The organism is Sunxiuqinia sp. A32 (assembly GCF_052690465.1).
The window spans coordinates 40,412-66,203 of the sequence record NZ_JBQYLI010000025.1; the positions used below are offsets into that span (position 1 = coordinate 40,412).

22 protein-coding genes are annotated in these 25,792 nt (G+C 39.0%); 10 read left to right on the forward strand and 12 right to left on the reverse strand.

Going from position 1 to position 25,792, the window contains the following annotated elements; genetic code table 11:
- The first annotated feature begins 221 nt into the window (after positions 1 to 221).
- Positions 222 to 740, forward strand: a complete 519-nt coding sequence (locus ACUNWD_RS19140) for a GNAT family N-acetyltransferase (RefSeq protein ID WP_445589469.1) — start codon at positions 222 to 224, stop codon at positions 738 to 740.
- 3 nt (positions 741 to 743) lie between these two features.
- On the opposite strand, the gene ACUNWD_RS19145 is transcribed toward ACUNWD_RS19140, so the two are convergent.
- Positions 744 to 1,133: a hypothetical protein gene (locus ACUNWD_RS19145; RefSeq protein ID WP_445589470.1), complete on the reverse strand. Its 390-nt coding sequence runs from the start codon at positions 1,131 to 1,133 to the stop codon at positions 744 to 746.
- 76 nt (positions 1,134 to 1,209) lie between these two features.
- Between ACUNWD_RS19145 and ACUNWD_RS19150 the strand changes: the two genes are divergently transcribed.
- The 8 genes from ACUNWD_RS19150 to ACUNWD_RS19185 all read left to right on the forward strand — a co-directional run bounded on the left by ACUNWD_RS19150 (position 1,210) and on the right by ACUNWD_RS19185 (position 13,222).
- Complete coding sequence (locus ACUNWD_RS19150) at positions 1,210 to 1,677, forward strand: DUF4268 domain-containing protein (protein ID WP_445589471.1); 468 nt, start codon at positions 1,210 to 1,212, stop codon at positions 1,675 to 1,677.
- Positions 1,678 to 1,750: 73 nt separating this feature from the next.
- Positions 1,751 to 2,299, forward strand: coding sequence for an RNA polymerase sigma-70 factor (locus ACUNWD_RS19155; protein WP_445589472.1), 549 nt, complete (start codon positions 1,751 to 1,753; stop codon positions 2,297 to 2,299).
- Between the two features lie 77 nt (positions 2,300 to 2,376).
- Complete coding sequence (locus ACUNWD_RS19160) at positions 2,377 to 3,363, forward strand: FecR family protein (RefSeq protein ID WP_445589473.1); 987 nt, start codon at positions 2,377 to 2,379, stop codon at positions 3,361 to 3,363.
- 84 nt (positions 3,364 to 3,447) lie between these two features.
- Complete coding sequence (locus ACUNWD_RS19165) at positions 3,448 to 6,855, forward strand: TonB-dependent receptor (protein WP_445589474.1); 3,408 nt, start codon at positions 3,448 to 3,450, stop codon at positions 6,853 to 6,855.
- A 12-nt stretch (positions 6,856 to 6,867) separates the two neighbouring features.
- Positions 6,868 to 8,343, forward strand: coding sequence for a RagB/SusD family nutrient uptake outer membrane protein (locus ACUNWD_RS19170; protein WP_445589475.1), 1,476 nt, complete (start codon positions 6,868 to 6,870; stop codon positions 8,341 to 8,343).
- 127 nt (positions 8,344 to 8,470) lie between these two features.
- On the forward strand, positions 8,471 to 10,048 hold the full coding sequence (locus tag ACUNWD_RS19175) for an alpha-N-arabinofuranosidase (protein ID WP_445589476.1): 1,578 nt from the start codon (positions 8,471 to 8,473) through the stop codon (positions 10,046 to 10,048).
- Between the two features lie 51 nt (positions 10,049 to 10,099).
- Positions 10,100 to 11,515, forward strand: coding sequence for a sulfatase-like hydrolase/transferase (locus ACUNWD_RS19180; RefSeq protein WP_445589477.1), 1,416 nt, complete (start codon positions 10,100 to 10,102; stop codon positions 11,513 to 11,515).
- A 51-nt stretch (positions 11,516 to 11,566) separates the two neighbouring features.
- Positions 11,567 to 13,222 (forward strand): arylsulfatase, encoded by a 1,656-nt coding sequence (locus ACUNWD_RS19185; RefSeq protein ID WP_445589478.1) that lies wholly within the window; start codon positions 11,567 to 11,569, stop codon positions 13,220 to 13,222.
- A gap of 154 nt (positions 13,223 to 13,376) precedes the next feature.
- Here the strand turns inward: ACUNWD_RS19185 and ACUNWD_RS19190 are convergent, their stop codons facing one another.
- The 11 genes from ACUNWD_RS19190 to ACUNWD_RS19240 form a co-directional block, all read right to left on the reverse strand.
- A complete protein-coding gene (locus ACUNWD_RS19190) occupies positions 13,377 to 13,745 on the reverse strand; it encodes a hypothetical protein (RefSeq protein ID WP_445589479.1) in 369 nt (122 codons plus the stop codon).
- Positions 13,746 to 13,882: 137 nt separating this feature from the next.
- Positions 13,883 to 14,389 (reverse strand): NADH-quinone oxidoreductase subunit NuoE, encoded by a 507-nt coding sequence (nuoE, locus tag ACUNWD_RS19195; protein ID WP_445589480.1) that lies wholly within the window; start codon positions 14,387 to 14,389, stop codon positions 13,883 to 13,885.
- Between the two features lie 85 nt (positions 14,390 to 14,474).
- Positions 14,475 to 16,226: an NADH-dependent [FeFe] hydrogenase, group A6 gene (locus tag ACUNWD_RS19200; protein WP_445589481.1), complete on the reverse strand. Its 1,752-nt coding sequence runs from the start codon at positions 16,224 to 16,226 to the stop codon at positions 14,475 to 14,477.
- Between the two features lie 12 nt (positions 16,227 to 16,238).
- Entirely contained in the window at positions 16,239 to 18,032 is a 1,794-nt protein-coding gene (locus ACUNWD_RS19205; RefSeq protein ID WP_445589482.1) for an NADH-ubiquinone oxidoreductase-F iron-sulfur binding region domain-containing protein, read from the reverse strand.
- A gap of 14 nt (positions 18,033 to 18,046) precedes the next feature.
- On the reverse strand, positions 18,047 to 18,442 hold the full coding sequence (locus ACUNWD_RS19210; RefSeq protein ID WP_445589483.1) for a (2Fe-2S) ferredoxin domain-containing protein: 396 nt from the start codon (positions 18,440 to 18,442) through the stop codon (positions 18,047 to 18,049).
- Between the two features lie 96 nt (positions 18,443 to 18,538).
- Positions 18,539 to 19,087, reverse strand: a complete 549-nt coding sequence (locus tag ACUNWD_RS19215; protein ID WP_445589484.1) for an ATP-binding protein — start codon at positions 19,085 to 19,087, stop codon at positions 18,539 to 18,541.
- Positions 19,084 to 19,827 carry a PHP domain-containing protein gene (locus ACUNWD_RS19220; RefSeq protein ID WP_445589485.1) on the reverse strand — a complete coding sequence of 248 codons (744 nt, stop codon included), beginning with the start codon at positions 19,825 to 19,827 and terminating at the stop codon, positions 19,084 to 19,086. The genes ACUNWD_RS19215 and ACUNWD_RS19220 overlap by 4 nt, the downstream gene beginning before the upstream one ends.
- Entirely contained in the window at positions 19,824 to 20,165 is a 342-nt protein-coding gene (locus ACUNWD_RS19225) for a DRTGG domain-containing protein (protein ID WP_445589486.1), read from the reverse strand. Before ACUNWD_RS19225 ends, ACUNWD_RS19220 begins: the two co-directional genes overlap by 4 nt.
- Entirely contained in the window at positions 20,152 to 21,528 is a 1,377-nt protein-coding gene (locus ACUNWD_RS19230; RefSeq protein ID WP_445589487.1) for a [Fe-Fe] hydrogenase large subunit C-terminal domain-containing protein, read from the reverse strand. The genes ACUNWD_RS19225 and ACUNWD_RS19230 overlap by 14 nt, the downstream gene beginning before the upstream one ends.
- Positions 21,525 to 21,938: an ATP-binding protein gene (locus ACUNWD_RS19235; protein WP_445589488.1), complete on the reverse strand. Its 414-nt coding sequence runs from the start codon at positions 21,936 to 21,938 to the stop codon at positions 21,525 to 21,527. The genes ACUNWD_RS19230 and ACUNWD_RS19235 overlap by 4 nt, the downstream gene beginning before the upstream one ends.
- A gap of 2 nt (positions 21,939 to 21,940) precedes the next feature.
- The gene (locus ACUNWD_RS19240) at positions 21,941 to 22,285 is read right to left on the reverse strand and encodes a hypothetical protein (RefSeq protein WP_445589489.1); all 345 of its coding nucleotides are present in this window, start codon (positions 22,283 to 22,285) and stop codon (positions 21,941 to 21,943) included.
- Between the two features lie 922 nt (positions 22,286 to 23,207).
- Between ACUNWD_RS19240 and ACUNWD_RS19245 the strand changes: the two genes are divergently transcribed.
- Complete coding sequence (locus ACUNWD_RS19245; RefSeq protein WP_445589490.1) at positions 23,208 to 25,376, forward strand: TonB-dependent receptor; 2,169 nt, start codon at positions 23,208 to 23,210, stop codon at positions 25,374 to 25,376.
- Positions 25,377 to 25,792 lie beyond the last annotated feature (416 nt).

The following is a 25,792-nucleotide window of genomic DNA, read 5'->3' on the forward strand; positions in this document are numbered from 1 at the left end:
CGGTTTTAAACAGAATCAGGAAGTAAATCTTCCTTACCCGAAAAACAAAATACTGAAAGCCACTTTCCGAAAGGAGAGTGGCTTTTTTTATGCTTCATTTTTTTTGCAATTAATTGGATGAAAAACGATATGTCGAGGACGACTATTATACAATTTGGGTGAAATTAAATAACTTAGAGGGAGTAAAAAATTATATCATTAGTGCACAAAAAGATTCGTCAATGTATTTAGATGGAGCAGAAACCGAGCGGCTGCGAATACGAAAACTTGAATTATCGGATATTGCCATTTGGGAGTCCTTTTTTGAAAATAATGATTATCTGCCTTACCTGGGATTGGATTTGAGCTCAGATAAAAAGGCTCAGGCAAAAGAATGGATTGAAATACAGTTGCGTAGATATCAGGAAAAACGATATGGTCACCATGCATTGATTGATAAGCAAACGAATCAATTTATTGGGCAATGTGGACTACTCACTCAGGAAATTGATGGTAAAACAGAAATTGAGATTGGTTACCATATTTTGCCAGCGTATTGGGGGAAGGGATATGCAACGGAGGCAGCAAATAAATTTCGTGATTATGCTTTTCAGAACAACCTGTGTAATTCATTGATTTCTATAATCGATATCAGAAACATAGCCTCGCAGAAGGTGGCTGAAAAAAATGGAATGAGAAAAACCCGACAGATAAAATATCATGGGTTGGATGTTTTTATATATCGGATTGATAAAGGATGATATTTAAAACGAATTTCTTTGCAACCACTCTTTGGCTTTTTCACAGTCTTTAAAAGCCTTCAATTTTATAGAACTCATTTCGCAAATTAGGAAAGCGATGTAATAAAATGATTCAGATGCTACCACTGCTATTTCATTCTTAAAATATTGTTTCAAAAAATTAAGGTGATCTTTTATATGTATTATTTCGTTGTAAGTAGGATGAAAATTAATTTTTCTTAGATCTACAATGAGTTGCATTGAATTAGAAAACTGCGGATCCATAACAATGTCATTCATCTCCATCGTCGTCATTTCAGAGTTTACATTTCCCTGTCCGGTAACTTGACAGATGTTTTTTTCATGTATGAAATTGTGAGAATAGCTTCCCAATGGATATCTTTCTCTCGTCATTTTAAAGACCTTTTACTTTAGTTGAAATGTAAAAATAGTACAACTTATTATTATTTTTGACCTTCAATATTATTTAATGTATACACAAGAAGAAGCGAAGCAGATACGAAAAAAATTCTGGACACTTTTTGGTGATCGTTGCAAGTTAGTGCCTGAACTCAGAGGCCGAAAAAAGAGCTGGATGCTATACGATACTAAAATTTCCGGTGTCGATTTAAAGTTCGAAGCAGGAAGAAATGATGCCTCTGTTATACTGGAAGTTAATCACCGAAGTGAAAACCGCCGACTGGAAGTGTTTGAAGGTATTCAAAAATATAAGGCAATAATTGAAAATGGTTTTGAGGGCGGACTAACCTGGGATTTTTGTTATGTGAGAGATAGTGGGGCTGAAGTATGCAGAATTTATACGTCAATGAAAGGAGTAGACATCCATCGCCAAAACCAGTGGCCCGACATTTATAATTTCTTTATTGAAAATATGATTCGGCTGGAGAATAATTTTCTTGCTATACGCGATGTGCTAAAAGAAGAGATCAGAACATAAATTCATTTCTCATATCATTTCGGATTTAAATATTGACTGATTTTATTTAAATTGGCTGCATTAAGGATAGACTATGTCTGATTTTGATTCCATTTTTAAGAAGTACTATCACGCGCTGGTTTTGTATGCAATTAAATTTGTTGGTGATGAAAATATTGCGGCTGACTTAGTGCAGGATGTATTCGCTTTGGTTTGGGAAAAAAGGAAACTTAACATGGAACAGGAACATCAAAAAGCTTACCTCTTTAATGCCACCAGAAATACTTGCCTCAATTATCTACGACATCAAAAAGTCGTTCATGATCATCAGCAACAACAAATATCCACCTTGGTCGACCTGGAGTTGAAGCATTATGAAAGCGCTGAAAAATCGATGATTGAAAAGGAAAATCTTCAAAAGATCCAAGAGGCAATTAATTCGCTGTCTGATATACACCGGGAGGTGATAGAACTAAGCCGTTTTGAAGGATTGAAAAACAAAGAAATTGCACAAAAATTGAATATTCCGCTCCGTACTGTAGAAACTCGATTATTTCGAGCTTTGGCTTCCTTGAGAAAAAAATTATCCCAAAAGTTAATTCATATCTTCTTTAATTTCTGTCAATTAAAAGGTGAGTTGTAAAAAAAAGCAGATTTTAGTGACGTAGTTTTCATGGATTAGTTGTGTTGTAAATATAATGCCTAAAAAAGGGGATGAATATGGAAAACACAACAAATCATGAACAATTAATTGCCCGGTATTTAAACGGTGATTATTCCAGCGAGGATGAGCAGTATTTAATGGCATGGATAGCAGAGAGTCAGGAGAATAAAAAGCGTTACCTGGAAATCAAGGATACCTGGGATGCCAGCCTGAAAACCTCTCTGATTGAAACTGAACAACTCCTTAAATTTTATAAGCGACAAGCCACCAGAAAAAATTCTCGAATAGTTTCCACCTGGATTTATGGCGCTTCCGCTGCAGCTATTTTGACAATAGGTTTATTAATTGGAGGCCTGATGAACTCGCACATTTCTCCTTCGCCTCAGCGTCAGGTTGAATCGTTTTTCGTTCCACAGGGATCCAGATCGGAGTTGATGCTGGCTGATGGTACCAAAGTTAAGTTGAATTCGGATAGTCGATTGGAGATCAGTCCGGATTTTTCAGCAAAGAATCGGGTGGTATCACTTATCGGAGAAGGTTATTTCGAAGTCCAATCTGATAAGCAGCATCCATTTACAGTGCAAACTGCTAAGTTCGATGTGCTAGTTACCGGAACTAAATTTAATATTAGTAGTTATGCTGATGATCAGAAAATTAGTGCAACGCTCAAAGAAGGACAAATTAAATTAACCACCATCAATAACCAGGCAATCACGCTAAAGCCGGGAGAAAAAATCAGCTTTGATCAGGAATCAATGATCGCTGCAATGGAGGATGCGGCTGTTGAAACAGAATTGGCATGGACGGCTGGAGATTTTGTTTTTCGCGAAATTCCATTTCTGGACTTGGTTAAACGTCTGGAAAGATGGTATGACGTGAAATTAAGCTATAATTCTCCGGAATTAAATGATATGGTTTATTCCGGAAGTTTTAAAAACCAGGAACCCATTTTGCAAGTGTTGGATGCTCTGAAATTAACAAGTCCTATTGATTACCAGCAAATCAATTACCGTGAGTTTAAACTAATTTACAAGCCTATGTAATATAAAAAGAAAAGACGGGATGTCGCCACAACATTCCGCCTTTAAAAACAATCAAATAATTAATTGTCTAAACATTTCAAATTTATGAAAAAAAATCGAACCAAAAGGAATTACGGCCTTTGGGCTGACTTTCCTCAAATTTATCGAATTATGAAACTAATTTGTTTGTTTATGTTAGCGTTGTTTGTGCAGGTTTCAGCTGCCACATACGCTCAAAAAACAAAGCTAAATGTATCCGGACAGAACCTAACTATTGAACAGGTTTTGGGGCAAATTGAAGATCAATCTGAGTTCTCTTTCTTTTACAATAATCATGAAGTGGATTTAAGTAAAGAAGTGAGCTTAGACTTGAAAGATCAAACCGTAGATGCTGTATTAGATTTCCTAATGCAAGAATCAGGATTAAGTTATACGATTAGTAATAAGTTAATCATTATTCATAAGGAACAGGTTTCCAGATTTGCTGATTTATCAAATCAAATTTTAGATGTGTCTGGTAAGGTTACTGATAACTCTGGTCAACCACTTCCAGGCGTCACGATTTTGTTAAAAGGGACCACCAATGGAACAATTACTGATTTTGATGGAAATTTCACTATTAACGATGTTCCTTCCAGTGGTACCTTGGTAATCTCTTTTGTTGGGATGAGAACCCAGGAATTACCAGTTGGCAACCAAGCCTTTTTCGAAGTAACGATGATTGAGGATGCGATCGGTATTGAAGAGGTTGTTGCAATTGGTTATGGATCGGTTAAGAAAAGTGACTTAACGGGTTCTGTTGTTTCGTTAAACAAAGAAGATTTGAATAATGTGAATCCGGTCTCGGTAGATCAACTGCTACAAGGTCGGGCTGCAGGTGTTCAGATTACACAGGCAAGTCATGCTCCGGGAGGTGGTGTTTCTGTTCGGATTCGAGGAACTGGTTCGATAACTGCGGGTCAAGAGCCTCTTTATGTAGTTGATGGATTCCCGATAAACAACGTTGCTACTGCAACAGGAGAATTAAATAGTGGATTTGACGGGCAAATGCCGGCCAATAATCCATTAAATTCAATAAATCCGGCTGATATTAAGTCTGTTGAAATTCTTAAGGATGCTTCTGCTGCAGCCATATACGGATCAAGAGGTTCGAATGGAGTTGTGATTATAACAACAAAAAGCGGAACCAAAGGTAGTACTCCTAAATTGACTTTTAATTCGAGTTACTCGGTTTCAAAGATTAGGAATAAAATAGACGTTTTAAGTACTTCAGAGTACATAGATGTAATGAATGAATTGGAAATTGCCAGAGGAAATTCAGCACCATTTGGTAGCGATGTGATAAATTCTGTTGGAGCTGGAACCGATTGGCAAGATCAGATATTACAAATGGGATTCACTCAATCGAATAATCTATCCTTATCAGGACAATCTGGAGGAACCACCTACTACTCTTCACTCAGTTCCTATGAGGAGGAGGGAATTATAAAAAATACAAATTACAGTCGTTATCAGGCTAGATTGAATATAGAGCAAAAGGTTAGTGAAAAGTTCACCTATGGAATGAAGTTGAACACATCCTTTGAAAAGAATAAGCAAGTTCCGGTAAATGGATTTGCCATAAATGAACAAGGTGATGCCGTTTATCTGGCGCTTAACAATGCTCCAATTAACCCTGTTTTTAATGACGACGGTAGTATTTTTAGACCTGAAACAGATGGGATAATTGCGCTGACTTTAGGTAACCCATACGCTTTAGTAAATGGACAAATACTAAAAGAAGCAATTAACCGTACCCTGGTAAATATTTATGGAGAGTATAGCTTTACACCTGAATTGAAAGCAAAAGTAACACTAGGGTCTGATAGAACCAATAAGCGCAGGGATATCTATTCAAATAGAATATCTAAACAAGGTGAGTCTGCAGGAGGTATTGCCACTGTTGTAGGTGGTGAATTGTCAAATACGCTGTTGGAAGGTATTTTAACCTATACTAAAACCATTGCCGATAAGCATTCATTAACTGCATTGTTAGGTAGCACCTATCAAGCTTTTGAAAACAGAACCTTTTCTGCAGGTACTCAGGGATTTGCTTCGGATATTATAGAGACCAATGACTTAGGAATAGGAACTCAGGCTCAGAATCAAGTGGGTAGTTTTGCTTCTGAACGTAGGTTATTGTCTTATTTAGGTAGGATTAATTATGGTTTTGATGATAAGTACTTGTTAACTACTTCTATCAGAGCGGATGGATCTTCCAATTTTGGAGCAAATAAACGATATGGATATTTCTTGTCTTTTTCTGGAGCATGGAAAATAATAAACGAATCATTTCTGAAGGATTCTAATTTCCTTTCTGACTTAAAATTAAGAGCTGGATGGGGGCAACTTGGAAACGATGATATCGGGATTGCTCGTGCACTTGCCACATATTCAGGAGGTCCTGTAGCCGTTTTTGGTGGACAACAGGTGGCTGGAGTCGCTCCATCAAGGATACCAAACCCCGATTTGAAATGGGAAACTTCAGAACAGCTGAATTTTGGTGTAGATTTTGGATTTTTAAAATCTCGAATACGAGGAAGTATCGATTACTATAAAAAGTCAAATAAAGATTTACTACTTAATCTGCCAATACCAAGTACTTCCGGTTTTTCAATACTTGCTAGTAACGTGGGGCAAGTTGATAATTCAGGAATCGAGGTGATGCTTAGTACTGTTAATTTGACTGGAGCTTTGAAATGGTCAACAGATTTAAATTTTTCCACCTCTAAAAATGAGGTAGTAAGTTTAGGTAATATCCCAGAGATTATACAATCAAATTCGCAAATACTATCTCTTATCAGACCAGGGGAAGCACTGTATTCTTACTATGGTACCAAAGCAATTGGGATCTTTCAAGAAGGTCAAGACCCAATTGCTGCTCAGCCCAATATAGTGCCAGGAAACCCAATATGGTTGGATGTTAATGAGGATGACCAAATTAATGATGAAGACCGTGTTGTACTAGGTAACCCTTATCCAGATTTCACTTTTGGTATAAACAATTCCTTTAGTTATAAAAATTTTAAGTTGAATATTTTTATTGATGGAGCTTTGGGGCAAGAGTTGATGAATTGGGCACTAAATGATGCCCTGTATCCAAACGATACGTATAGAAACCGTTTGGCAGAACCTTTGCTTAATCGTTGGACACCAGATAATCCAACCAATAAATGGCCCTCTGCAGTAGATTTTAGTTTATATGGGGGGGCGCAATCCAACAGCTATTTAATAGCTGATGCTTCTTTTGTTCGTTTAAAGAATGTGCAGTTAACATACACTGTTCCTATGGATAATATATCCTTTTTAAACTCACTCGACATATTTGTTGGCGGGCAGAATCTGTTGATGTTAACAGATTATCCTGGATATGATCCGGATGTTAACTCATTAGGGCAGTCTGGAGCACGTATTGATCGTACTGCTTATCCGTCATCCAGGATATTTCAATTAGGAATTAATGTAGGATTTTAAAATTAAATGAAAATGAAATTACTAAATAGATATTCAGTATTTGCTATAGTTTTACTCGCTCTTTTTATATCGAGCTGTGAAAAACCATTAGAAATTGAACCAAAATCTGAATTTTCGGGAGCTTTTTTGGAGACCCAGGAAGGTATTGAAGCACTTTTAGGTTCTGCATATGCCAATGGTCAATTAAATGGCTGGGGAGGTGCAGCTGATTATATAGCTTTAAATGAGTGCACTACCGATATGTTCAGAGATTACATTGGAGCTTACTTTAACAATACACTTCGGAAGTATCAGGATTTTAGTTTTGATCCGGGGCATACTGCAGTTATTCAGGCTTATTGGCGTCAAAATTATAGAGCTATACGGGATGCCAACATATTGATTACTGCGATTCCAGACCATCCATTATTAAGTCAAGATATTAAGGATAGGTATTTGGGTGAGGCTAAGTTTATCAGGGCAACTGCTTATAACTTCCTTTATGACTGGTTTGGAGGAGTTCCGCTGATTACAGAGACTACAACTGAGCTTTTCCCAACCCGTGCGACAGCTCAGGAAATTGAGGATTTTGTTATTTCAGAACTTAAAGCGGCTGCTCCTTTGCTGCCAATAACTGTTCCGGAAACTGAATTTGGAAGAGCCACCCGTGGTTCAGCTTTAGGCGTATTGGCACAGTTTCAGTTAAATACAAAAAACTGGGCAGATGCAGCACAAACAGCTCAGGATGTAATTAATATGGGGGTCTACCAGCTATTACCAAATTACGAGGATATTTTTGCATTGGACAATGAAGGGAATAATGAAATGATTTATGTTTTTCCGAACATAGACGTTGAACCAGTTGGAAACAATTGGACTCGAAATGTGCTTCCAGGAGATTATCCTACTTCAGTAGTAAATGCTGCAACTCAGTCAACTATTCAAATTGGTTTTTACAATACGTTTGATGAGAACGATAAAAGAGCTGATTTGATTCTTACAGAATATGTGTCAAGTAAAGGAGTGTTTGTAAACTTGCTTGATCCGAACGAAGGACCAACCGGTGATAAATATAATCACCCAAGGAGTTTGAAGTACCCTATTGATGAGAATTCAGCAGATCCGACAATTGGAGGTCAGGATGTACCCTATATACGGTACTCGCAAATATTGTTGACCCGATCAGAGGGATTGGTGATGTCCTCTGGGACTGTTTCACAAGAAGCTTTAGATTTATTAAATGAAGTAAGAAACAGAGCTGGATTACCTGATTATACACTTACAGACATTCCAGACCAGGCGACTTTCATCGATAAAATTCTTGCTGAGAGAGGTTGGGAGTTATACAGTGAAGGAAAAAGAAGGCCAGATTTGATCAGACATGGTCGTTTTATCCAGACTGCTTTGGATAGAGGTATAACATTGGCTAAACCTTTCCATGTGCTATTTCCAATTCCACAGCCTGAAATTGATGCTAATGAAAATCTGGAACAAAATCCGGGTTATTAATTTGGCTAAATATAGAAGAAAGGGACTGTCCAAGAAGTCCCTTTCTTTTTCACTATCAATAAACATTATCTAAAAATATCGTAGGAGTAGATAGTAAACTATTCCTGTGGTATGAACCATTATCATTATGAGAGGAAGCCTAAAATACAGTAAATCGCTTTTGCTTGTTGTAATTTTCACTGCATTCACGTTCATTGCCTTACAAGCACAACAGGCCAGAATTAAGATTGACCTTGACCGGACAATCGGCGAGGTTGATAAAAACATTTACGGCAATTTCATAGAGCACCTTGGAAGATGTGTCTATGAAGGTATATATGACCCGGGAAACCCGTTATCCGATTCAACTGGTTGTAGAAAAGATGTTGTTGAGGCACTTAAAGAATTAAACCCAACAATTGTAAGGTACCCCGGTGGAAACTTCGTTTCGAATTATAATTGGCTGGATGGAGTAGGGCCCAAGTCGGAACGCCCTCCCAGGATGGAACTTGCCTGGGGAACCATTGAAAGTAACCAGTTTGGTACAAATGAATTTGTTGAATATGCCAAGACCATCGGCACCGAACCTTATATTGCTGTCAATCTCGGAACCGGAACCATTGAAGAAGCAAGGCGCTGGGTTGAATACTGCAATGTAGAATCGGGGCCTTACTTTGCTGAACTCCGCAAAAAGCATGGCTATCCGGAACCTCATGGTATAAAATACTGGGGGCTTGGGAATGAAATGGATGGTACCTGGCAAATGGGGCATATGAGCGCAGAAGTGTATGCAGCAAAAGCCCGCGAAGCTGCCAAACTCATGGTCAGGACTTCGCCCGATATAAAATTGATTGCTGCCGGATCTGCAAATTACCGTGAAGGAGCCGATCCGGATCGCTGGAACCAAACAGTCCTTGAAGAACTAAAAGATGTGATTGATTACATTGCCCTGCATATTTATGTGGGCAATCCTGATAACGATTATTACAACTACATTTCAACCCCTTTAATATTGGAGCAGCGCACTAGAATTGCGAAAGGCATGATTGACCGGGTAATGCAAACGGCAAATAGGGGAAACCGTCCACCAATTTACATTGCCTGGGATGAGTACAACGTTTGCTACCGTGGGGTGGAAGGACTGGAGGAAGTTTACAATCTGGAAGATGCCTTGGTTATTGCCGGTTTCTTAAATGCCTTTGTACGAAATGCAGATGTTATTAAAATGGCCAATCTGGCTCAACTCGTAAATGTTATTGCGGCAGTGGTTACCAATGAAAAAGGCTTGTTTAAACAAACCATTTTTTATCCTTTGCAGCTGTTTGCGAACAATATGCGTGGAACCGCACTGGATGTTTTTGTAGATTGTGAAAAATATGATACGGAGAAGTTTTATAGTTCACATGATAAAATGCCTTCTCAGTTTAAAGATGTTCCTTACCTGGATGTTTCCGCAACCTATGAAAATGAAGAAGTTATGATCTGTGTTGTAAATAAGAATAAAGACGAAGCAATAGAGGCTGAAATCATTTCTCAGAATCGTCCTTTTAGTGGCAGTTTTCAGGTTTATGAAGTCAACGGGCCGGATTTAAAATCGGAGAATAATTTTACAAAGTCGGAAGTTCGCACGATTGAGAAAAATCCGCTTAAAACCAAAGGGAATAGATTTGCATACAGTTTTCCTCCTCATTCATTTACCATGCTAAAAGGAAAAATCAGTAGGTAGGTTCGGTTAGTGGAGTTGCAGTTTTATATGAGGAAACAAAGGAAAAACCCGATGAAAAAGAAAATATTAGTAGTTGTAATACTATTTCTAGGTGTTCATTTTAGTTCCTGCTCGAAAGAAGAGTTTTTAAAAAGAAAGCCCAATATTCTAATAATCCTGGCAGATGATTTGGGTTATGCAGATGTTGGGTATAATGGGAGTGATATCAGGACACCGAATATTGACAGAATTGCATTTGAAGGCGTGCGGCTAGAGCAATATTACAGCTGCCCGGTATGTTCGCCATCAAGGGCAGGTTTGATGACTGGTAGATATCCTATTCGATATGGCCTTATGCGTTCAGCAATTTCTCCGCAAGCTGAATTTGGACTCTCTTCCGATGAGGAAACCATTGCAGAAATGCTTTCCAGAGCTGGGTATAATTTCCGGGGCATGGTTGGCAAATGGCATTTAGGTTACCGCAGGCAGGAGTGGCATCCTTACAATCGTGGCTTTACCTATTTTAAAGGAAGTTTGAATGGAGCAGTAAACTATTTTAACAGAAACCTTTCCATCGGACCGCAGCAGGAAGGAAGTTTGGATTGGTATGTGAATGACCAGTTGTCTCATGAGGAGGGATATACTACTGATATTATTGGAGATGCTGCTGTTGAGTTTATTAATTCCGTGCCAGCTGATAAACCATTTTTTTTGTATGTTCCATTTACTGCACCTCATGGCCCTTTTCAAGCTAAGTCTGAAGATATAGAAAAATACTCCAATCGGACTGGAACTAAAAAAATCTACGCAGGAATGGTCGATAACATGGATCAGAATATCGGGAAGATATTAGAATGTTTAGCAGAAAGAGGACAGATGGACAATACTTTCATATTATTTGCCAGTGACAATGGCGGGTTACTCAAAGGTGCAAGCAATGGTGAACTTCGGGGAGGTAAATTAACGCCATACCAGGGAGGTATTCGGGTAGTTGCTGCAGTGAGGTGGCCTTCTGGTGGAATCAGCGGGGGGCAAATAGTTGATAAACGTGTTGGGTACATTGATATTTTTCCAACATTAATGGAGGTTGCGGATTTTAAAGGTTCCCCGAGAAATGACTTAGATGGAAAGAATATTTTGCCTATATTGAAAGGAGCAACCATTGAAGATCGTGAATGGTATAGTTATCTGGATCAGGGGGATGATAAAATTGAAGATCTGGTTGTAAATAAAAATCAGTGGAAACTAATTGTGAAACGTCCCGCTCCGGATAGAATTGAGGAAAAATCAGTTATTTATCAACTATTTAAAATTGCGTCCGATCCTTATGAAAAAAACGATGTATCCGACCAATATCCAGATAAAGTTGATGAACTCAGTAAAGGGACTGATGAGTTTTACGGATTGAAGGCAAGTCGGCAGGTTCCCAGGTATAATGAGAATAGTAATGGTGGAGTAATTCCACCACCTGATTGGCAATCTAAATAGATTAAATAAAAACAAAGAATAGCTAACACATTTTATGAAAGTAGATATCTTATGAAAAAGCAGCAAAACCTTGGTTTGGTAGCGCTAGCATTGGCGATACCTTTTAGTTCTTGTACATCCTCACAGGAAAAAGCTTCAAATCAGCCTGAGCGCCCAAATATCATTCTGATTATGTCGGACGATATGGGCTTCTCAGATATTGGATGTTATGGCGGTGAAATTAATACACCGAATCTGGATAAGTTGGCAAGCAATGGTGTTCGTTTTACTCAATTTTATAACACCGCCCGTTGTTGTCCTACCCGGGCTTCATTAATGACGGGTTTATACCCTCATCAGGCGGGCATTGGTCATATGACTAATCCATCTGAAGATCCACAAGGGCATGATTATAATTTGGAAGGCTATCGAGGGGTGATGAACCGTAATTCTGTTACGCTGGCAGAAGTTCTAAAAGGAGCCGGTTACACAACAATGATGACTGGTAAGTGGCACTTGGGAATGAATGAAAGGGATCAGTGGCCATTGCAACGCGGTTTCGATAAGTATTACGGTATTTTAGACGGTGCCTGTAATTATTTCGTCCCAACATATCCTCGTGGAATTACTCTTGGAAATGACACCATTTCAATTTCAGATCCAGATTATTATTCCACGGATGCATTTACTGATAATGCAATTTCTTTTATTCAGGAAACAAAAGCAGAAACGCCTGAGAAACCATTCTTTTTGTATTTGGCGTATAATGCTCCTCACTGGCCATTACAGGCTCCCAAAGAAGATATAGACAAATATCGTGAGAGATACAGTGAAGGCTGGGGAACACTGAGACAAGAACGCTACAAGCGAATGATTGAAATGGGCATTATTGACAAAGACTGGGGGTTGTCTCCACAGGATTCCCGAGAATGGGATTCCCTATCGAAAGAGAAGAAAGAAGAGATGCAACTTCGCCGTGCAATTTATGCCGCACAGGTCGATCTCATGGATCAAAATATTGGATATTTGGTGGATTATCTTGAAAAGAATGAGCTTATAGACAACACGGTAATCATATTTATTGATGACAATGGTGCTTGTGCCGAAGGGGGTGAACTTGGTGGAGGCCCGGCCAGCCAGCTGGAAACTCTTGAAGGATATTTCCTTTCCTATGGTCGTGCGTGGGCAAATGCTTCGAACACTCCGTTTAAACGTTACAAACATTGGATTCATGAAGGTGGAATTTCTTCCCCGATGATTGTTCACTGGCCAAATGGTATCAAGAAGGAAGATCAAGGGAAATTTGTACGTCAATACGGATTTTTGCCAGACCTCATGGCGACTTTTGTAGACTTAGGGGAAGCTGAATACCCAACTGAATTCAATGGTCACCAAATTCATCCAATGCAAGGGAAAAGTTTAGTCCCATTATTTAAAGGAGTGGATGAACCGGTTCATACCGAACCAATTTTCTGGGAGCATGAAGGTAACAAGGCAGTTCGCCTAGGCAAGTATAAACTGGTGATGGCCTGGAATTATAAACAGGAGGACCAAAAATGGGAATTGTATGATATCGAAAAGGATCGAACTGAAATGAATGACCTTGCAGATACAATGCCAGAAAAGGTTGAGGAGATGTCTGGTATGTGGGAAGAATGGGCTAGTTCCCATTTAGTTGAACCTTGGGATAATATTCTTAAAATATTGAAAGAAAAGCAGGAAAAGTAAGAATAGCCTGAAAATGTCTTTGATTATTCTCCGCGCAGGAGAGAAGAAAAATACTGAAGGATTAGCTGTTTGTAGTTGACCCTTTTTCTTTACATGATATCCTTGTGATAAATCATCATCAAACACAAATATTCATCCTTATAATTGTGTTTGATTATTGCTCTAGCCACTTGTAGGCATTTTCTTCAAGAAAGAATACTTTGATGAGGTAATTGAAGCTAGAAGAGTTTTCCAGAAATAAAAAACTGTAGGCTGTTTCCATTGGACGATCCTGAATGACACCAATTTTTATGGAAGTAAATGCTGCAGCCAGAATGTCAATTAATCTTTTTGCATTTTTCAGGATCTCAGGAGTATTGATGAATTCGGCACCCTTTTCATCCTGTGTCATTTTTAATTTTCCCCAGTGATGATATTCTCTGGAAATCTCCTGGTAAAAATTTTCAATATCTGATAAACTGACAGAGCCGGTATAATTCGCAAAAATTATTTTTTTATCGTTATCTACTCTTAATGAGATCATTTTTTAATTTATTCTTTTGGAAAAGAATTAGTTAAATCGAATGATTATTATTTTTTGATAAACAGATGAACTTTGGCTTTGTTTAAAATGAACGAGGTTTCACTTAGAAACCTCGTTCATTTAGTACTATTTATATTCTACGCAATTTTGGCGTTCGAAGCACACCCATCCTGATATTCTGCAATAATCTTATTGACTTGTTGAGGAGAAACCCGACCATATACGCGTTCTCCAACCAGAACAACAGGAGCTAGTCCGCATGCACCGACACAACGAAGGCAATTGATTGAGAATTTTCCATCAGGAGTTGTTTGTCCAACTTCAATATTGAGTTGCCTTTTAAACTCGGTAAGAACTTGCTCTGCACCTCTTACATAACAAGCTGTTCCCATGCAAATAGAGATAGGGTTTTCTCCCTGAGGCAGCATCGTGAAGAAAGAGTAAAAGGTGACAACACCGTATACTTTTGCAACAGACATATTCAACTCTTTTGCAATTACTTCCTGAACTTCTGCTGGCAAATAACCTAATTGGTGCTGAACTCCATGAAGAACATTAATTAACTCTCCTTCCTTATTGTTGAATTGAGCGCAAATTTCTTTGATCAATTCGATGGTTTTTTCAGCTAATTTTATTTTTGGCATAATGTGGATGTTTTTTAGTTATCATGTTATTCGTTGATTGTCATTAATGACTAAATGTCTATACATGACAAAAAATGACAATTCTCTAGCTTCTGTCGAAGTATTCAGTGTGTAATAAATGATGCGCTTTTTCACTCAATGGTTCTCCCAAAAATTCATCATACAATTTCTTGATGTAGGGATTCTCATGTGATTTGCGCAAGACTTTATTTTTATCTTCAGAATAGAGCGCTTTTTGTCTTTTTTTAAGAATTTCGACATCGCCATGATGGTAAGGTTGCCCCCCTCCACCAATACAGCCGCCAGGGCAGGACATAATCTCAATGGCATGAAACTCGCTTTCACCTTTCTGGATTTCTTCCAGCAATTTACGGGCGTTACCCAAGCCATGAGCGATTCCAATATTAATAGGAATTCCGTCAAAATCAATTGTTGCTTTACGAAGTCCTTCCATTCCCCGAAGTTCTTCAAAATCCAGACGCTCCAATGATTTTCCGGTTTGTACTTCATAGGCAGTTCGTACGGCAGCTTCAATTACTCCACCAGTGGTTCCAAAGATTACACCGGCACCGGTTGATTCTCCCATTGGATTATCAAAATCTTCGTTTGGAAGTGATTTGAAATCGATGTTTGCCAAGTTGATTAGTTGTGCCAACTCACGTGTAGTCAATGCATAATCAACATCCGGATTTCCATCTACCTTAAATTCATCCCGGCTACATTCATACTTTTTAGCAACACAAGGCATGATTGAAACCACAACCAAGTCCTCTCTTTTAGTTTCCATTTTATCTGCAAAATAGGTTTTTGCAATGGAGCCAAACATTTGTTGAGGTGAGCGAGCGGTTGAAGGAATATCTTTTAAATCTGGAAATTGATGCTCGAAGAATTTCACCCAGGCAGGACAGCATGATGTTAAGATTGGAAGTTTTACTTCTTTGTCGCCTGCTAGATATTTATTAAGCCTGCCAAGTAGTTCTGTTCCTTCTTCCATGATGGTAAGGTCAGCAGCAAAATCTGTATCGAACACATAGTCGAAACCTAAACGACGCAAAGCTGCAGCCATTTTTCCAGTCACCAAAGTACCTGCTTCCATTCCAAACTCTTCTCCAAGCGCAGCACGAACAGCAGGTGCCGTTTGTACAATAACTTTTTTAGTAGGATCAGACAATGCACGAATAACAGCACCTGTTTCATCCACTTCTGTCAGTGCTCCGGTTGGACATACTGCCAAACACTGACCGCAATAAGTACAAACAGAATGATCAAGATTCATTTCAAACGCTGGAGAAACAACTGCTTCAAAACCGCGATTGATGGTGGATAAAACGCCAACTGTTTGTACTTCGTTGCACATGGTTTCGCAACGACGGCACAAAATACATTTATCCATTTCACGAATAATCGAAGGAGAAGTATCTTCACGATAACTTGATTGCTCACCCTGGTAATGAATTTCACGAATACCCAAATGATGGGCCATATCCTGTAATTCACAGTTACCGGATTTTGCACAAACCAGACAATCGGAAGGGTGGTCAGAAAGAATTAGTTCAACTACTGTTCTACGAGCGTTCACAACTCTGATTGAGTGTGAACTGACTTCCATTCCTTCTGCAACGTCCGTGCAACAAGCAGGCGCTAAGTTTCTTCGTCCTTTTACTTCCACCACACATACCCGGCAACCACCAGGCTTGTTTTCAATATTCATGTCTTCCAGCTTCATATAGCAAAGTGATGGAATATCAATGCCAATGCTTGCAGCTGCTTTTAAGATGGTAGTGCCTTTTTTGACTACTACCGGTTTATTATCAATGGTTAATTTTATCATATCCATAGTCTTGCTGAATTAGGCGATTTTGATCGCGTCAAACTTACATTTCTGGTAACACACTCCACACTTGATACATAACGATTGATCGATAGAGTGAGGACTTCTTTTGTCACCGGATATTGCACCTACCGGACAATTGCGGAAACACAGGGTGCAGCCGGTACATTTTTCATCTTCAATGACATATTTCAACAGCGATTTACATTGACCGGCCGGACATTTTTGTTCCGTCACGTGTGCTTCGTATTCATCATAGAAGTTGTCGAGTGTCGATAAAATTGGGTTAGGAGATGTTTGCCCAAGTCCACAAAGAGAGGTGTCCTTAATTACTGAACTTAATGCACGCAAACGCATTAAATCTTCAGGAGTTCCTTTTCCTTCCGTAATTTTGTCTAATATTTCATGTAAGCGTTTATTCCCAATTCGGCAAGGAGTACATTTTCCACAGGATTCGTCCAATGTGAATTCCAGGTAGAATTTAGCAATGGAAACCATACAATCATCCTCGTCCATAACAATCATTCCGCCTGATCCCATCATAGAACCTGCCGCAAGTAAGTTGTCATAGTCAATTGGTGTATCCAGAAAGTCTTTGGTTAAACATCCTCCTGATGGACCTCCTGTTTGCACTGATTTGAATTCTTTTCCGTCTTTAATTCCACCACCAATGTCGTAAATTACTTCTCTTAAAGTGGTTCCCATTGGTACTTCAATTAGGCCAACATTGTTGATTTTACCCGCTAAGGCAAATACTTTGGTTCCTTTTGATTTTTCAGTTCCGATGCTGCTAAACCATTCAGCACCTTTATTGATAATTGGAGGAATATTTGCAAAAGTTTCAACATTATTTACATTGGTCGGTTTGCCCAGATAACCTGACTCGGAAGGGAACGGAGGTTTAAAAGTTGGTTCGCCGCGAAGTCCTTCCATACTGTGAATAAGAGCAGTCTCTTCACCACAAACAAAAGCACCTGCACCGTAACGAAGTTCAATATCAAAATCAAACCCGGTACCCATGATGTCGTTTCCAAGCAAACCGTATTCACGAGCTTGATTAATAGCTGTTTTTAGTCGTTGAATAGCTAATGGATATTCTGCACGAATGTATACCAAACCATTGCTGGCTCCAATGCAGAACCCACAAATGGCCATCGCTTCAATCACTGAATGTGGATCACCTTCCAAAATAGAACGGTCCATAAATGCACCAGGATCACCCTCATCTGCGTTACAAACCACGTATTTTTCATCCCCTTCAACCTTGCGGGTAATGTCCCATTTTAATCCGGTTGGAAAACCACCACCACCACGACCACGAAGACCCGAGTCGGTGATTAATTTGATCGTGCTTTCCGGAGTCATCTCACTCAAACATTTTGCCAATGCAGAATAGCCTTCATTGGCAACATATTCTTCAATATTGTCTGGATTAATGAAACCACAATTTCGCAAAGCAATGCGGACTTGCTTTTTGTAGAAGTCCATATTTTTACTCTGGCTAATGCTAGCTTTTGAAGATGGATCTTTAAAAAGAAGACGTTCTACTTTTCTTCCCTTAACCAAATGTTCTTCAATGATTTCTTTGGTGTCTTCAGGGGTTACAGAAACGTAAAAAGTATTATCGGGCTGAATTTTCACAATAGGCCCTTTTTCGCAAAAACCAAAACAACCGGTATGGATTACCTGAACTTCGTCCTCCATTCCCAGCTCGGTTAATTGGTTTTGAAAATTAATTTTGATTAGTTCGCTTTGAGAAGCTTTACAGCCGGTTCCGCCGCAAACTAAAATATGCATGTTGTAATCTGCCATTTTATGATCTGTTTTTAGTCGTCAATGGTTTTATAATTTACTGGTATGATGCCATCAACCAATTCATTCAGTTTGATGTGTTTGTTGATGATTTCCAGTGCTTTTTCTTTGTCTACATGGCCATAAACGACCGGTTCTTTGCCAGGAATACTCAATTCAATGGTTGGCTCGGCATAGCAATAGCCCATGCAACCTGTTTGGGTAACCAATGCATCGATCCCCTGGTGATCCAATTCCTGGATAAAGAAGTTCATGGTATCTTTTGCCCCTGATGCTATTCCACAGGTAGCCATGGATACTTTAATTTGGATGAGATTTTCAGGGTGGTCACCTTTTTCCCGAAGTTTAATTTTAGACTGTACCTCGTCTTTTAACTTTTTCAGGTCAGCAAGCGATTTAATTTTTGTCATGATTTTGGTTTTCTTATCTATTATTTAATCAGTAAGTTATGATGTCCCTTTTGTAAAGGTCAACCCTTTCTGATTATTTATTTCTAATTTTTATCATTATTCGCTAATTTGAATTTGTTCTAAATTCTGAACAATCATCTCTTTGATAAATTGTCGGATTTCAGGGGTTGTGATTGGCATTCCATCCAATGAGTTTTTTACCTCACGTGTGTCAAATTCATATTCACCTTTATCTGTTTGGTGTTGATATACAATATCCGCATCACTTTCATTGGATACTAAAATCATTAAGGTTCCGGCGATATCCCCTAAAATTGGACGGTCAATGTGTTTCTTTTTTAAATGAGCTTCCAGTTTCGTGCCTTTCCCTTTTTCAGATTTGATATTGAAAGTTCCCTCTGTTTGTTCAGCTGTATGTTTCAGTAGTGGGATTCCCAAACCTACTTTCCTGGTAGTCCGGGACGTGTAAAACGGATCAACTACTTTGACCACTTCTTCTTGACTCATGCCAGCTCCATCGTCTTCTATGATAATTGAATATTCATTCTTCATCGTATTTTCAATGATGGTGATTTGAATCAATTTTGCCTTTGCACGTGTTGAGTTTTGTGCAATATCGAGTATGTGAAGGGCTAATTCGTTCATGAGTCAATATTAACTGATCTTCCGTTTTTTTGGAGGAGAGCCCATTTGATTTCCTGAAACGTAAGTTCATTGATTGAGAAGGTGGAATATCCACTTCCGAAATCTTCAATATAATGGGCGTCCGAAGCTTTAATTAAAGACACTTCTTCGTGAATGTCATATTTCACTCTTGTATATTTTTCGTTGGCCTGCTTGGTGATTTGCAAGGCATCGATCTGTAAATCGATCGGAATAAATCCCAATTGGCTGTAAATACTATTGATGGGGCGATCTATGTGTGCCGGGATAAACAGACCATTTAGCTCATGCACCGTTTTCTCAATCACTTCAATTCCAACATCGAGTGTCGTAGCCAGGTAATTTTCAATTTCTTCGACAATTCGATTTTCTTCATCAACAACTACCTGCTGGTTGTAATAGGTTCTGTGATTGGGAACATGTGGCAAATGTTTGTCCAAAAAAAGCTGAAACTTATTTCTTGTATAGTCATCCTCGAACAAGCAAATGGCATGTATTTCTTCGGAACTATTTACTTCGCATCCGTTGATTACGAAGAGGTCGGTTCCTTCGGCCATCTTTTTCACAATGGCACATTGCTTGGTGCTGTTATGATCGGTTATGGCAATGATGTTCAGTTCCATTTCAAGGGCCCGACTGATAATTTGATCGGGGCTCATTTCCAAATCTGCACAGGGAGATAAAACAGTATGTATGTGTAGATCAGCCCGGAACTTTTTCATGTTTGTTTATTCAGCAATTCATAAAGCTTACCAGCAATTTCAAATGTCGACAATGAAGTTGACAATATTGGAATTTGCTCATCATTACTGTGTTGAATGGTGTTTTCATTTGCCTGGAAATTCTTTACCAGGATCACAGCTGCCAAATCTTTTAATGATGCAATTGCCATCACATTTTGGTGTACTTGAAGTGTTATCCATATTTGATTCTCACGTGCATGTCCCATGACGTCGCTTAACAAATCGGATACATATCCTCCTTCGATTTCACGGTCAAGTCCATTTTTGCCGGAAACCACTTTTAAGTCTAATTTTTCAACTATTTCAGAAACCTTCATTTCTTCTTCCTCTTTTATTACAATCAGCCTGAAACCGATCTTTACCCCATTTCTTTTCTACGTTCTTAAAAGCTTTGGTCGCTTTAATTTTTCCTTCTTCCTGCCAAAGTTGTTGCAAAAATATGCAGTCAGACATTTTTGCTTTTCCCTGCGCCATATCCTCGGCCAGGGCCTGACAGTTGGGAGCACCACAAGCACCGCAGTCAATTCCAGGAAGAAAACAGATGATTCGTTGCGCCTTATTCATTTTTTCAAGCGCACGACTTCTGTTATCATCCAGCATAAATACGGGTTTGGGTTGAATTTTATCGGCAATCAGTTTTTCTTTTATTTTTTCAGCATCAGCCTGAATAGGTGAATCTTTAAATTTCCATGATGGTGAATACCGTTTCGCGCGACGTTCCAATCGTTCCACGGTGAGAAAACGATTTCCTGTCATCAGAATACCACCGGCACAACTTTGATCACATGCCCGTAATTCAAGAAAATCAATCTCTGGTACTTCCTCGTTTTCCAGTCGTTCCAGAAAACGAATGACATTGTGGATGCCATCAATTGCCATACTGCGCTCGCCAAAATGTTTGGATTCGCCACGAGTTAGGCTCCAGAGAATCCCATCACGGGTTAGATTTTGCCTTTGTTTTGTACTATCCGGCGCTTCCTGATCATCAATAGCTTTCATCACCCGATTGTATATTGCGTTCATATTCAATATACCATCCACAATGGATTCTTTTTCACCAACCGGACTTTTTACAGAAGCAATTTTCGCACTGCAAGGCGTAACATAAAATAAACCAATTTCTTTTTCAGTTGCACCTTGTTTTTTCAGCTGCTCAATGGCAAAGTGTGCTCCCAGATCGTGTGGAGACTTTCGCTGGATTAAGTGGTCAACCAATGATGGATACCGAATCTTAATTAATCGGACAACTGCAGGGCAGAAGGTTGAAATATGGGGTTTGTGTTTTTTTTCTTTTCGACAATATTCTTTGATGGAATCTTTTAGGAATCCAACGGGTTGTTCCACTTCAAAAACATGAGTAAAACCAATTTTTAAAAGTGCAGAGTAAATCTGGTCTTCTGTGTATTTCTCCGGAAACTGACCAATCATGATGGATGGAAACAAAACCACCCGATATTTAAACTGTTTTATTTGATCAATATCGTCCTGCTCAACATAAATGGCTTTTTCGGGACAAGCACGCATGCATTGTCCGCAATCCACACAGCGCACCTCCTGAATGGAAGCTAATCCATTTCGAAGTCGAATTGCTTCGGTAGGACAAACCTTCATGCAATGGGTACACCCGATGCATTTTTGCTCGTCCACTTTCAGTGCGTGATATGTTTTTATTGCCGTCATGAAAAAATATTGGTCATACTAACAGTTGTTCCTTCTCCAACTTTCGATTCAATCTTTAACTCGTCGGTATTCTTTTTAATATTTGGGAGGCCCATTCCTGCTCCAAATCCCATTTCTCTTACTTTTTTGCTTGCAGTGGAATAACCAACCTGCATCGCAAGTTCAATATCCGCAATCCCGGGACCCTTATCTGTAATGATTGTCTTTATCTGGTTGTCATCAATTAAAACGTTCATCTCACCTTCATAGGCATGAGCAACTACATTAACTTCAGCTTCATAAAGCGCAATCACGATATTTTTTATGCACTTGGCATCTACTCCCAGTTGCTTCAACATTTTCTTTACTTCACTGGACGCATGTCCAGCCCTGGTAAAGTTTCCTCCTTCAATATGAAAAGTCAATGTCATAACTAATAGACTGGATTTAATCCGGCTTCGTACAATATGCCACTGGCCTTAAATAAAGTGTAAGGAGATTCTAAAATACACATGTTGTTTTCGCGTGCCAACGTCAGCATATCCTCATTCGCAGTTTTGTTACGAACAAAAACAATAAAGCGAATATCAGCCATTTCTGCGGTTCGGATTGTTTGCAGATTGCAAAGTCCGGTGATTAAAAGTAGGTTGTCTGTATCAAGAGTGAGCACGTCGCTCATAAGGTCAGAACTGTAACCTTTTTCAATTTCATTATTGTAAAACTCCTTGCCACAAATAACCTGGGCATCCAATAGCTTGCACAGCTGACTGACTTTCATGTATTTTTTTTGCAAAGATGCGCCAAATCTGGGAATTGGCAGAAAATTTTAAAGAGATAATTAGCCAAAATGAAGAATTTAGATTCAGTTGAAATAAGGGTTTTCGAGGATAGTATACAGGCGCAGTTCCGAGTGGACAGTTGTCTTCATTAATTCTCTAATTATCCCAGGGGGGTGAGAGAATATATCCTAAGTGTAAAGAACAACAATAGAAGGTCACGACATGTCGTGACCATTCAAGTTCCTCAATTACTCATTAGCTGAGTTTTCTTGGAAATGCAACGGCTTATGCACAGTACAGTCTCCTGTCCTTTTGGCTTGATCCAAAAGAATGAAAAGATCAAGGCTGATTGAAGTTTTAAAAGAAAACTACAGATCGGAAAAACCCCACAATCCAACTCGTTCGTCTGTCGTCGAACTCAAACAGGATTGCTTACCAGTACCATCCTTATTTTCTTCCTTTGTTTTCTAGATTAAAACTTCAAAAGGCCGATCAAAATCTGCGAAATCCAACTCTTTATTGTTGAAGCGTTGGCCAGTCAAAATCGGCTGGGCCGGCGATGGCCAGTGGGAAGAAGGATAATTTTGACAAGATTTTTTTTTCATTTTTATCGAATGAAAAATGAAAAGCCTTCCGGCTAGAGGAAAACTAAATGGATTGGTGGCTTTCAATTGCATATTCGAATAGGTAGGTGGGGGGAAAGAATATACTATAAGTGTAAAGAACAACTAAAAGAAGGTCACGACATGTCGTGACCATTCAAGTTCCCCGATCAATCTATAGTCGTGTCAGGGGAGAGTCTGCTTTATCTAAAGTAGATTGACAACATTACCAAAGCTTTACAAAGAGTACAATTTGCAGAGCCGATTGCTGCTAATTTAAAGGCAAAACCTTACTTTTGAGTTTTTTGAAAATCTAATTATGCGATATATACTACTCATTTCAGGAATACTTTTGTTTTGCCATACTTTTGCCCAAAACCGTGTGACTTTTAGTGTACAAGAAGAATCAGGCGAACCCTTAATTGGGGCGAGCGTGGTAATTGAAGGCACTACAAATGGTACGATTACCAATACCGAAGGGCTGGCAACATTTGATGATTTGCACGATGGCAAATATGAGTTTGTAATCTCTTTTGTTGGATACGAAGAAAAAGAAGTTACCCTTTCGTTTCCTGAGGATAATAATAAAACCATTGAAATTGAATTGGAGGCAGGGGAAGAATTACAAGAAATCGTCATTGCAACAACCCGTTCATCAAGGACGATACAGGATGTTCCCACGAGAATTGAAGCCATAACAGGTGAAGAGCTTGGAGAAAATGCTGCGATGAATTCCAGTAATGTTGGAATGCTTTTACGAGAAACCACCGGAGTGCAGATGCAGCAAACTTCGCTAAGCTCAGGTAATATGAGCATTCGTATTCAAGGACTGGATGGGAGATACACTCAAATTTTAAAAGACGGATTCCCACTTTACGGTGGATTTGCCGGTGGACTGTCAATTATGCAAATTCCGCCACTCGATTTAAAGCAGGTTGAACTTATTAAAGGAAGTAGTTCCACCTTGTATGGCGGTGGAGCAATTGCGGGTTTGGTAAATCTGATAAGTATAACACCAGAAGACGATCCTGTTCTTGACGTCATGTTTAATCAAACAAGCGCAATGGGCACAACTGCAAACCTTTTTTATACCCAAAAATATGGCAAAACAGGATTGACGTTTTACAGTGCGGTTAGCAAACAAAAAGCATATGACCCCGATGACGATGGATTTTCCAATCTTCCTAAAGCCAAAACCTATAATTTTAATCCGAAATTTTATTACTACATCAACTCCAATACTGAACTTAGCTTGGGATTAAATACCGCTTTTGATACCCGCACGGGTGGAGATACAGAAGTACTAAAGGGAAATGAAAGTGGTGAACACGTGTTTTTTGAAGAAAATAATTCGGATCGATATTCAACACAATTAGCGTTTAGAAATACAAAAGAAGACCGAACAATAAGTTTTAAGAATAGTATTTCCTACTTCCAAAGAGAATTAACCGTTCCTGCTTACACTTTTGATGGGAATCAAATCTCAAACTTTACTGAAGCAATGTACATTTTGCATAAAAACTCCGATACAGACTGGCAGTTTGGAATCAATCATTACCTGGAAAAGTTTGCAGAAGAAACGACGGGTTCCTCACCTGTAAGAGATTACTCGCACAATACCGTGGGTGGGTTCATTCAGAATACAACCGATTTAAGCGACAAACTGGTTGTGGAGGCTGGTTTAAGAACCGATTATAATACTGACTATGGTACATTTGTGTTACCTCGTTTATCGATCCTGTTTAAGGCAAGCAATAAGCTTAGTTCCCGCATTGGTGGCGCAATGGGGTATAAGCTACCAACCATTTTTACCGAAGATGCTGAGAGGCTTTACTTCAGGGGTATTCAACCTTTATCAAACGATATGGTTGATGTAGAGACCTCCATTGGGGGCAATTTTGATATCAATTATAAAACAGCTTTGTGGGACGAAATAACTTTCTCTATCAATCAACTGTTTTTCCTCACCCAGCTTAAAAACGCTTTGGTACTCAGGGAAGATGACAACTCGAATCTTGCGTATTTTGAAAGTGCCGATGGTAATGTTTTAAGTTCGGGAATCGAAACCAATATCAAGTTATCGTACAGTGATTTTAAGCTTTACATGGACTATACCTTGATAAATACCCAGCTGAAATATGATAACATTAACAATCAAAAACCATTGACTCCAAAGCACAATTTAGGTTTTGCACTCATGTACGAAATTGAAGAAAAATGGACTGCAGGATATGAATTGTATTATACCGGAAATCAATTTGATAACAGCTACAACGAAAAGTCTGATTATTGGGTGATGGGATTTATGCTGATGCGGATATTTGAAAAGTTTTCGGTATTCATAAACTTCGAAAATTTCACCAATACGCATCAAGGTGAATTTGAAGCGCTGGTCTTACCTCCTGTAAACAATCCAACATTCCGGGATATATGGGCACCAACCGATGGATTTGTATTTAATGGCGGTGTGAAGTTCAGTATTTTCTAACATTTTATCCCTGCTTTTGTGCATTTTTGTAAAGGAGTATTTGTAATAAAATGGTTGTAATGTGATGATTCGTAGTGCCCTGCGAGCTCTGTTGGCGTCCTGCAGGGTTTTGGCCCGCCCTGCACCAATTTTATGCATTGCTGCGGCACAGGGATTCAAAATTTTAACGCAGGGAGCTGAAAATTGAAGCAGAAATTCGAAAAAACGGCACAGGGACTATAAATACGCGCCAGAAACTTGAAAAAATGCAACAGGACGAGAATAAAGTTAAAAGGAAGCCGTAAAAATGGCGCAGGAACTCAAAAAAGCGCACTTGGCGTTGACCTTTTCCAAAACAACTGACCTTTCCTAAAATAGCTTGACAGATTTATACTTAATTTAATAGGATGTAAATGCTTATTTTCTCATTTACTGGT